Annotated in this window: 6 protein-coding genes and 1 tRNA gene; all 7 read right to left on the bottom strand. The window is 60.0% G+C overall.

Annotated elements, in window-relative coordinates:
• Nucleotides 1–2557 precede the first annotated feature (2557 nt).
• Nucleotides 2558–3202 carry a hypothetical protein gene (locus tag K8U03_07725; protein MCE9604775.1) on the bottom strand — a complete coding sequence of 215 codons (645 nt, stop codon included), beginning with the start codon at nt 3200–3202 and terminating at the stop codon, nt 2558–2560.
• A gap of 232 nt (nt 3203–3434) precedes the next feature.
• Entirely contained in the window at nt 3435–3623 is a 189-nt protein-coding gene (locus K8U03_07720) for a hypothetical protein (GenBank protein MCE9604774.1), read from the bottom strand.
• A gap of 458 nt (nt 3624–4081) precedes the next feature.
• Nucleotides 4082–4393, bottom strand: coding sequence for a DUF1580 domain-containing protein (locus K8U03_07715; GenBank protein ID MCE9604773.1), 312 nt, complete (start codon nt 4391–4393; stop codon nt 4082–4084).
• Nucleotides 4394–4809: 416 nt separating this feature from the next.
• The gene (locus K8U03_07710; protein ID MCE9604772.1) at nt 4810–6057 is read right to left on the bottom strand and encodes a tyrosine-type recombinase/integrase; all 1248 of its coding nucleotides are present in this window, start codon (nt 6055–6057) and stop codon (nt 4810–4812) included.
• Between the two features lie 110 nt (nt 6058–6167).
• Nucleotides 6168–6241, bottom strand: a tRNA-Arg gene (locus K8U03_07705).
• An 89-nt stretch (nt 6242–6330) separates the two neighbouring features.
• On the bottom strand, nt 6331–7347 hold the full coding sequence (locus K8U03_07700; GenBank protein MCE9604771.1) for a threonylcarbamoyl-AMP synthase: 1017 nt from the start codon (nt 7345–7347) through the stop codon (nt 6331–6333).
• A gap of 28 nt (nt 7348–7375) precedes the next feature.
• The gene (locus K8U03_07695; GenBank protein ID MCE9604770.1) at nt 7376–10264 is read right to left on the bottom strand and encodes a response regulator; all 2889 of its coding nucleotides are present in this window, start codon (nt 10262–10264) and stop codon (nt 7376–7378) included.
• Nucleotides 10265–10516: the final 252 nt, after the last annotated feature.

Here is a 10516-nt window from a genome sequence, read left to right as displayed (position 1 = left end):
CCGTCTCTGTTGACAGTACGTAGTACTGTAGAGAGGTTAATTTAACCTCTTACACACAGACGACGCTGGACGGCTCGAAACGACGGTTATCGGACACGGTTGCTGCGAGTTCGCCGCTGTAATCGCGGCGCGGAACGCCGGAAGAATGCGCGCCGGCCTTGCAGTCACATTGTCCACGAAGCCAAACGGTTCGACAGAACGTACCGTGAACAGACGACGTTTGCGGTGCCGAGACGGTGAACCGGCGACTTCCTTCCCATGATACGGTTCGGCTGCACCGACACGATCAGGCATGAATCGCCGCTTCGAGTCGTTACGGCCTCCAACACTAGGCTCACCTAAAGCGCTTGAGCGCCTCGCTAGCGCGATCCTGAGGGTCGAGACGACTCCCGGGTCGTTCCGGACAGGCAACGGGGCGTTTTAGTGTTTTCGATGTAACCATATTGAGGCCGGCCGAGGCGTTGTGATCAAGTTCGCAACCGGACTTGCGCGCCGACTCGAACCTCCACAAGAGATAGTGACCGCGCGTTCGCTATGTTCGTCATGCTCCGTCTCAGTGAACGGAATGAGCTTAAGGCTGGCCAGCCCCCGCCGACCTCATCCGGCTGGTTCGACGCAACATGCCATGCCGTTGAAGCAGAGGAAGGTCGCACGTCGCCGAAGACTCCGATCTTGGTAGCTGATCAATCATGCGAGCGAGTCAAAAGCGCGTCACCGATAACCTGCGTGAATCAAGAGACGATCGGAGCCGACAGGAGGCAGCACCGCATCTCGATGAGTGACCGAGTTTGTCAGGCCGTGGTCGAACTGAGTCGCACAGCCTGCCGATAGAGGAGTTCGTATTAAATCATCCGGTTGCATCATTTCATGGAACAGGTAGTCGGAACGAGACGCACGACATGACGTTGCGGTTCGATCAGGGTCGAAGTCCTTTTCATCACGAGCCTGTCGAGACAGGCTCGATCGGTCCGTAAGGTCCAGCCCTTCGGGGCTGGGCCGAAGGACCAGTTTCTGTAGACAGTACGTAGTACTGTAGAGAGGTTAATTTAACCTCACACACAGACGCCGCTGGACGACTCGGAATGAGACTATTTGGCATGGCCGGTACGAGCTTTCGGCCAAGGTCAACTCAGTTGAAGTGGCGAAGGACGCTCGCCGGCTTTGAAGCCTGACGTCTGCGCAAACCTGAATCGAACGATTGAACGTGACGCAGAGAAAATGATGTTCGTTGTCGGAATGATGAACCGGCGGCTTCGATCCATCGCGACCATGCGGCGGCTCCGGCCCGTTCACGCACGTGCTCGGCCGGTTTAAGCGGACGACGGGCGTAGTGACACTCGTTTAAATCGCATTAGCGCCTCGCTAACGCGTTCCGAGGGGCCGGCACGACCTGCGGGTCGTTTCGGACGGCGAAGTGCCCGTTTCTGAGTTCCTAACGATGGGCATCTTGCAGCCGGCCGATGAGCCGTGATCCAGTGCAAAGGACTGTGCTCGCGCCGACTCGATTCTCCACGAGGCAACGACACGCGATCGCTATGTTCGGCGTGTTGCTGACGTGCCCTTGAAGATGGCGAACATCGCGCATTGCCGATGACTCATAATACGGCAGCCGTGGGAGGATTAACGAGACGCGCTGACGTCATGAAGTCCTGCGTGTCGATGAGCGACCGAGTTTGCTGCAGTTCGTGATCGAGCAGCATCGCGCCGTCGAGCAATGAGTCCCATCGATGAAGCCGGTCAGCTCAATTGATGAGTACAGGTCGTAGAAACGTCGCAGCGAGTCGTACGAAGTGGCGTCGTTTTCTGATCAGGTGCGAAGTTCTTTTCATCACGAGCCTGTCGAGACAGGCTCGATTGGTTTGAAGGCACGGTCCTCTGGACCGGGCCGAGAACCCGTCTCTGTTGACAGTACGTAGTACTGTAGAGAGGTTAATTTAACCTCTTACACACAGACGACGCTGGACGGCTCGAAACGACGCGATTCGACCTGGCCGGTACGAGCATTCGGCCAAGGTTGAATACTTGAAGTGAAGAAATAGGCGCGCTGACCTTACAGCCTGACGTCCGCGCGAACCTGAACCGTTCGACGGAGCGTGCTGCGAACGAAACGTCGTTCGTTGCGCCGAAACAATGAATCCGTGACTCTATCCATCGCGACCATTCGTTCGTGCTGGCCGGATCACTCAGGCGTCGACCGGTTCGAATCGACGACGTCCATGGCGGCACTCGTTTAAAGCGCATTAGCGCCCCGCTGACGCGATCCTGAGGGTCGAGACGACTCTCGGGTCGTTCCGGATGAACAAGGGGTCGTTTCTGAGTTTTGACCTCTTCTTCATATCGCAACGAAAGATCCCGAACGCGCGGTCGCTATGTTCCTTAGTGTCTCACGAGCAATAGACTCGGCTGCTCCAGTGAATCGTTCGAAGACAGCCGAACTGCCGAACGCATTGGACCGCGAGATCTTGTCGAAGCAGGTGGCCGGCGATTGTCGCCGGCCACCCTTGGCTTCGCTCTACTCCTAAACATCTCATCCCGAGGCGACTTGAATGACCGTGGCTTATTGCTCGGAGAATTCGGCGTTGAGTTCGTTGAACAGGTCGCCTAACTCTTCGAACACTTCTTGGGTACGCTGAGCAATTTCAGCAAGCGATGCCCTGCTTTCAGGGGAAAGTTCTTTCATCAGCCGTCGATGAACTTCTCGCTTGGCGAGCAGCTCTGCGCGGCATCGCTCGACCGAGCTCGCCATCGCCTTAACATTGACCTTCGAGTCGTAGAACGTTCGATCTGTCCGGTTGCCGTTCTCCTGCCGACTCTCCAGGACCAAATTGCGGAACTGCGGCAAGCTCAGCTCTTCGCTCTGCGCACGCTTCAATAACGACAATCGTTCTTCATGGTCGACAACGGACATCACCTCCTTAAAGTGGGCGAAGGGCACCTCCGACAGTTTCAAAATATCCTCGGGCTTGAACAGATAAGCAAGGCGACCGAAGAGATAAAGCTGTCGTAAGCTGGGCACGTCCTCCTCGGGAAGATAGCCGAAAAGATCATCCCGTAGTTTGCTCAATTCCCGCTGGCGATAGCGATTTCCGTCGGGGATCTCGATCGCCGCGTTAATCTTCGTTCCGGTCGTAAAACGCCACTCCATGGAATCCTCTTCGCTCTCAAACGACTCCACAACCTTTTTCAATTTTTCGTACTTCATATTCCTACCTTTTCTATGGGCCGCGGAGTTTCTCGACGCGGCAAATGTTGGTGCCCGAGCTCAGCAATCTTTCATTCACGCGACGTACACCGCCGCGCAGCTCGTTCTTGTGTGACTGTCCTGTCGGACGCTTCTTCCTGTGCTTCTCCTGCTGTGCGTCGTTCCAAGCTGTTCGTGGATGAGGTCGGCTCGCTGAGCCCGCCTGCAGGGCCCACGATGCGCAGATGTCGAACTAGTTGGAACGAAGCGAGGCAGCCGTGGTGCGGGCCTGCATACGATGGCCGTTGGTAGGCGGCGCGGCGCCGATGTCGATTCGCCGGCAACGACTCGACGGCCGGCTGCGCAAGAACGAAGGCTTGCGAAGTCGGACCGTGGGTCGGAAGCCGGCATACTTGCCGACGACACGCTGTTTCTCGAACATGCTTAGATCCTCTCACGACACGAGCTCGATTCGGCACCCTTCGTTGATTGCGCAGCAGACCCCGGCGCGACCTAAGTCGCGTAGCCTGCGATCATTCCTGCAATCCGAACCAATTCCTGGTGCCGCTCGGCTCGCATCACGCTTCGGTCGACAAGCGGTCGAACGAGATGAAGCGGAGTCCAAAACGGTTGCGGTATGTCCATCCGCGATTCCTGACGGGACGACGATCGTCTGAATCAATCGTTCCCTCGGCTACGTAATTGCGCGAGAAGGGCAAATCGTTACACCGAGTTCGAAAGATTTCTGGTAATTCGCACCGGCCGACGATCGCCGGCACAGGGCGACAGCATCGCTAAGGGACATCCGTTCAAGGCTTTCGAGCGGCTAGTGCGCGCCGGCAAGTTTTTCTGAACAGGTCGTTGGGAAAGTTTCGCCGGCGTTGCTTGCTGCCATTCCTATTAACGAACGCCGAGCCGGTCGAGCTCCGCGGCCATTTCCGCGTCGCGAACCGTACTCGTGCGACGGCCGTTAACGGGGCGAGGAGTGCCGGACGCGGCCGTCAACGCTTGAAGAAATCTTTCGACTGACTGCGTTGATGTGATGCGGCGGCCGGCGCACTTCAGACTCTCCAAAACAACTCCGCGACAGCCGTTATTGATCGTCCAGGCGTAGACGGTCTTCACGTTCGGGTAGCGACCTTTGCGACCGCACGGGAGCATCTCGGCGGCCTCGGCGAGCGAGATCAGTTGCTCGTTGGTGATGTCGATCATCTCTTATCCTCATGTGCGAGTGCCGTCGTTCCGGGGGCGCAGAAGGGCGCCGCGAAGCCGGCGAACGACGGAGTGGGCCGACGACAGGCCCAAGCAAACACTGCGTCCTGCCCGACGCCGAGGTCGGCAGGCAACGGCGGAAAAGTTCCGCGATGGTCGTCGGCCGAAACGCTCGGCCACGACCCTATGAGGTAGCGTCACCGAAGAAGACCCGAAGGCCTCGCTTCGCGAACTGCGGCCGGAGCCTCGGTTTGTCGGCTCATAAGCGGAGCCGGTTCACAGGACGCTCGTTCCGATCTAGTCGGAAAAAACGTGAACAAGATCGTTCTAGCGCGAACTGCCCCGTTTCGTCAAAGGTTTTCTTGAGAAGGCGGCCGCCGGCAGGAGCATTCATCCGAACCGGCGGCCATGGATATTTATCCGACATCGAGAGCGACTTCGCGACCGAGCTTGCGGTCACGCTGCGCATAGACCTGCGTGACAGAACACTTGCTATGACCTAGATAGATCTGCGCTCCTTCGACGCCCCATTTTTCTCGGACCTTCGTCGCCATCGTGTGACGAAGTCTGCGCGGTGACCATTCCTGAACTTCGATCCCGTGCTTCCGGGCCTGCCTGATTCCATACGCAACCGCTCGGCGGTAGGAGTCGGCGTCGTAGTGGTCACGTTTTGGGCGCATCGATTGCCGGCGCGCTGCCGCCTCGCGACGACGCACTCGATGCCGGAGTTCGCAGTCGAAGATCTTCGTCTTGCGATTCGGATCCCGATCCTCGTTTCGTTTCTCATTACGTCGCCGCTCCGCGATGGCCGGGCTGAACAGGAAGGCATCGGCCGGTCGATCCATGAACGGTCCCAAGACCTTTCGACACTCCTCGCCGAGATAAATCTCTCGGTCGCCGTCTCGATAAGCCGTCTTGTGGCTTGTGGGTCGGTAGAGCCAAAGCTCCGGATCGCTGCGGTCGATGTCGCAGAGCCGCATGATCGTGACTTCGGCCGGTCTCATCGCCGCGTGGTACTGCAGGCGAATCATCGCGGCGATTTCGTCACTGACGAAGGGAATCACTGCTTCGACATCGGCGAGATCGACGGTCGCGGTAGGCAACGTCTCCGGAGCCGCCGTCTTGCCGCGGCGCAAACTTTCGACGGCAGCCAAACCGTGAGCGAGCGACTCGTGGACCAACTCTTCCGCCACTGCCCAACGGAAGATCCGGCGAACGCGAAACACATGCTTGTTGACCGATTTCCGGCAAAGGCCATGTTGCACGTAGGCTTCTTGCACCTGCTTGAGGGCCTTCGGGCCGAACTCGCGCGCCGGCGAGAGTCCGTAAAGTCGCCGCAAAGGACCGGCGGCTTCGACCATCGACTTGTATTCGCTCGTCCGCTTGCCGTCGATCCGATAGTACCCGTCGGCGAAATGGAGATAGCGAACGATCAACTCGTTGATCGTGAGGTCGTCGGCCGGTTCCGCGAGGAGCTTCGCTTTCGAGGCACGGCCGGCCGCCGGTGCAGCGGCCAGCTTCGTGACCCAGCGAGAATAGGCCTGCAGGCTCTCCGGCGAGCCGTGCTTACCAAGGTAGATCGATTGCCCGTCGACGACGATGCGGGCTTGGCCCGAGGGCTTGTGCAGGCCATAGGTGGGAACGTCATTCTTCCGTCTAGACACAGAATCCTCCCAATCTTGGTAGGACTACCAAGATTCCGAAGAGAACTGCGTCGGACAAAAGACATGCGGCCCGACTCAGAAACCAAGTTGTACGTAGGCATTATAACAAATACCCCCACCTGGGTTCGAACCAGGAACCTGCCGCTTAGAAGGCGGCTGCTCTATCCAGTTGAGCTATGGGGGCCGAGCGAACGATCCGCCTTCGATAATAACGGCAACGCTTCCGACCGGCAACGACACGACCGGAGGACGAATCGAGCCGACGAACCGGACCTACGTTGCGGCGGCGCGCGTCAAGCGATCGAGCACCGCGGCCCAAGCGCTCGTCATCGGCGGCGACTCGACGACGATCACGTCGACTTCGGCCGCTTCGAGACGATGAAACACGTCGTAAAGCAGTCGCCCGTACGCAGCCGGATCGCGCGGCATCGGGCAATAGACGACATTCGCTGCTTCTTTCGGCGGCGCATCTTCTCTCGGCATCGGCAACCACCCGACGCGCAGCCCGGCAGTTGCCGAACGGAGGGCGCTCGCGCGACCGTCGTCGAGCGTGAGTTCGACGGTCGCCGAAGGAGAATAATGCTTACGGAGTTGCCCGGGCGACGACAGTGCACCATCTCGTTCCTCGGCGCGAACCTCGACTTGCGACGGCTCATAGCCGAGCACTTCGCCAAGCAAAATGGAATCGATCGGACCGGGCCGCAGAATACGAACCACATTGCTCGTCAGATCGACGACGGTCGACTCTAAGCCGTCCCACGCTGCGCCTCCGTCAAGCACCATCTCGATACGGTCTGAGAGCGCGCGAACGACATGCTCGGCACGGACAGCCGAGACCTGTGTCGAACGGTTCGCGCTCGGTGCCGCCAGCGGAGTCGCCGCGGCATCGAGGAGCGCTCGCGCCACCGGATGCGCGGGCATGCGCAACGCAACCGTCGGTCCTCCGGCCGTGACGAGCGCCGGAACTACATCGCTTTTCGGCAAGACGAAGGTTAACGGTCCCGGCCAGAAGCGGGCGGCGAGTCGATCGGCAACTTCCGGCCAGGCCGAAGCCAGGCTTTTCGCGGCGGCAAGCGTCGTCACATGCACGATCAACGGGTTGTTGCTCGGCCGGCCCTTAGCGGCGAAGATTTTTTGCACGGCCGCGGAATCAAGCGCGTTCGCTCCGAGTCCGTAGACCGTCTCCGTCGGAAACGCGACGAGCCCTCCGCGGCGAATGATCGCCGCGGCGCGCGCGATGCGCTCCGGCTCGGGCCGCTGCGGGTCGACGGTAAGCAACTCGGTATGCATCACAGACCGATTGTACGCGCAAGCAGCATTAGTTGCCCACCGGTTCGGCGCTTTCGGGGGCCGGTGAACCATAAGCCAGTAGCTTCACGAGCAACTTGCTGACGTCGGCCGGCTTCGTCATGTGGTCGTCGAACCCGGCTTGGAGGGCTCGCCGGCGATCTTCTTCGCGGCCGTAACCGCTCAACGCGATCAGGCGCAGGTGGGCGTTGTCGGGGCTGGCGCGCAAGGCCGACGCGACGGCGTAACCGTCCATGCCGGGGAGCCCGATGTCGCATAAGACGACTTCGGGCCTCGAGAGCGCGGCGGCCTCGACCCCTTCCGGTCCGGAGTAAGCGACGCTGACCGCATAGCCATGCGCTTTCAATAGCAATCGCAGCGTATCCGCCGCATCGCGATTGTCTTCCACGATCAACACGCGCAGCGATGCATGTGAAGCCGATTGCGGCGAGGCGGGCGTAGGCATTGCGACGGCCTGCTTTTGAATCAGCGGCAATTGCAACGTGATCGTGCTCCCTTTGCCGAGACCGGTGCTCGCGGCCTGCACGCTTCCGCCGTGGAGCTCGATGATCCCTTTCGAGATTGCGAGGCCGAGCCCGAGGCCGCCCCGTCGGCGATCGAGCGAGCGATCCGCCTGCGCGAACGCGTTGAAGATACGTGGCAGGTCTTCCGCGCCGATGCCGATACCGGTGTCGCGAATCGAAAGTTCCGCTTCACCGTCGTCGGGACTTGCCGCGAGCGTGATTTCGATCTTGCCGCCACGATCGGTGAACTTCACGGAGTTGGAGAACAAGTTATCAAGCACTTGCGCGAGCCGTGTTTCGTCGCCGGAGATCCACAGCGGCTCCGCAGCGACATTTGCTACGAGCGTGAGCCCGGCGTTGGTCGTGACTTGCCGATGATCGACGACGACCGCATTGACCAAGGCCGTCAGGTCGAGTTCTTTGCGCTGCAGCTCGATCCGGCCGCGCGTGATGCGCGAGACGTCGAGCAAGTCGTCGATCAGCCGGCCCATGTGCGAGACCTGACGATCCATGATCTCGAATAACGCTTGCGAGGGATCGTCCGGGCGTTCGTCTAAGCGAATCACATCCAAGGCGCTGCGAACCGGTGCCAACGGGTTGCGCAATTCGTGGGCGAGCATCGCGAGAAACTCGTCTTTGCGGCGGTCGGCATCGCGCACCTGCTGCAATAAGCCGGCGTTTTCCAGCGCGATCGCGGCCCCGGCGGCAAGGCCTTGCAGCTTCTCGATGTCGTGCTGAGTGAACTGCTCGGGAGCAGGCTTATTGTGCAACTCCAGACAACCGAGCAGGCGATCGTCGCGACCGAAGATGGGGACCGCGACGAAGCCATGTACGCCGTAAGCCGCACGCACGTCGGATCGGATCACGTCGTCGGCGAAAGCGTCTTCGCTGAGATACGGCTTGCGATGCAGCATGATCCAAGTCGGCACGCCGCGAGGATCGTTGCTGCGGAACTCCAAGTCGATCGCGATGCGCTCGCCGCGACGATGATAATCGGAAAACCGGACGACGTCGTTCTCGACGAGTCCTGCCATGCCCCCTTCGGCCCCGGTCATCTGCAACGCCGCGGCGACGAGCGTGCGCAAGATCGACTCGGCATTGAGCACCTGATTGACGTCTTGCGTCGCTTGGGAAAGGACCGCGAGCTCGCTGCTCCTTTGCGTGAGTTGCACGATCAGCTTTTGACGCTCTTCGTGCGCCACGATCCGATCGGTGATATCGACGAACGCGCCGACGCTGCCGCGCGGGCTCCCTTGCTCATCGAACAACGGCGAAGCCGATTCCAACAGGCGAGTGATGCGCCCGTCTGCGAACACGACATCGATTTCCACATCGCGAACGCTCCGGCCGGCCGAAGCCGCGAGCTGCATGGGCAGTTCGTCCGAAGGAATTTCAACGCCTCGTTGCAAGACTTTGAACGTCGTCGGCCGCTCTTCGGCCGGAGCCGTGAGCGAAGCGTTCTTGCCGGTCGGCATCTTGAGCATCTCGGCCAAGCTCGGGTTCGCGCGAATGACACGACAATCGCGATCTTCGGCGATGCCGATGCCGATCGGGAGCACTTCGAGCAGCGTTTCGAGCTCCGCCACTTTGCGGCGCAGGTCGAGGTTCAAATCTTGCAGCGAGGCCTCGTCGGCTTTCCGTTGCGTGATGTCTTCTTGTATGCACAGCCAATGCGTCGTGCCGTCGGCCTTCAACGTGGAGATGCGCGCAAACGTAAAAAAACCGCTGCCGTCTTTGCGGCGATTGTGAAACTCGCCCGACCACGTTCCTTCGCTGCGTAAAACTTCGATCACGCCTGCCACGCGCTTCAGATTCTCCTGAGGCGGATAGTCGTTGAGGATCGAGATGTGCTTGCCGATCAGCTCCCCTCGATCGTAGCCGAACATCGCATCGTGCGCCGCGTTCGTATGCACCAAGTATCCGTCTTCACTCGCTAAGCTGACCCCTTCCGCCATCGACTCCATAAGCCTGGCCTGAATGGCGAGCGTAGCTTGCGACTTGCGCAATTCGACGATCTTGTCCGACAAGGCACGCTCGACGACATCGGCCCGCCGGCGATCGGAAAGCATGCGGCCGCAACAATACCCGATGACGACGCCGGAAGCGGCGAAGATCAGCAGCCGCATGACGTCTTCGGATGCTGCAATGCGGAACGAATACGTCGGCTCGAGAAAAAAGTACCAACCGGTGAGGCTGCAGAGAAACGTCGCCGTGATGGCCGGCCCGAAGCCGCCGTAGATGCCGGCCAAGAAGATCGCCAATTGAAACGCCAACAGCGGCGACTTCACTCCGAGCCAAGGATCGGCCGCGAAACGGATCGCGATCACGATCGCCGACAGCAAGAGGGCGACGGCGTAGGCCTTCGGCGGCGCAAAGCGTGCCGGAGCCTCGGTCATCTCGTTGTTCTCCTCAGGTCGATTGCGAATCAGAGACGCCGCGCTCGCGAACGTCCGGCGTCGATGTGGCTATCGATCGTATGTCATCGCCGGCCGTTTGAATAGGCGGCGTGTGCTACCACGCATCGGGCACTCAGCATCAGTTCTCATCAACAAGGACGCCGACGCTTCCATGCCTTATCGAGCGGAAGATGCAGCAGGCCGTAAGAATGCGGCACGGCAATTGCTTTACGAATTGGCATTGAATCGTCG

The sequence above is a fragment of the Planctomycetia bacterium genome, assembly GCA_021413845.1.
In the GTDB taxonomy this organism is placed as follows: domain Bacteria; phylum Planctomycetota; class Planctomycetia; order Pirellulales; family PNKZ01; genus PNKZ01.
This window is presented reverse-complemented; position numbering and strand designations above follow the sequence as displayed.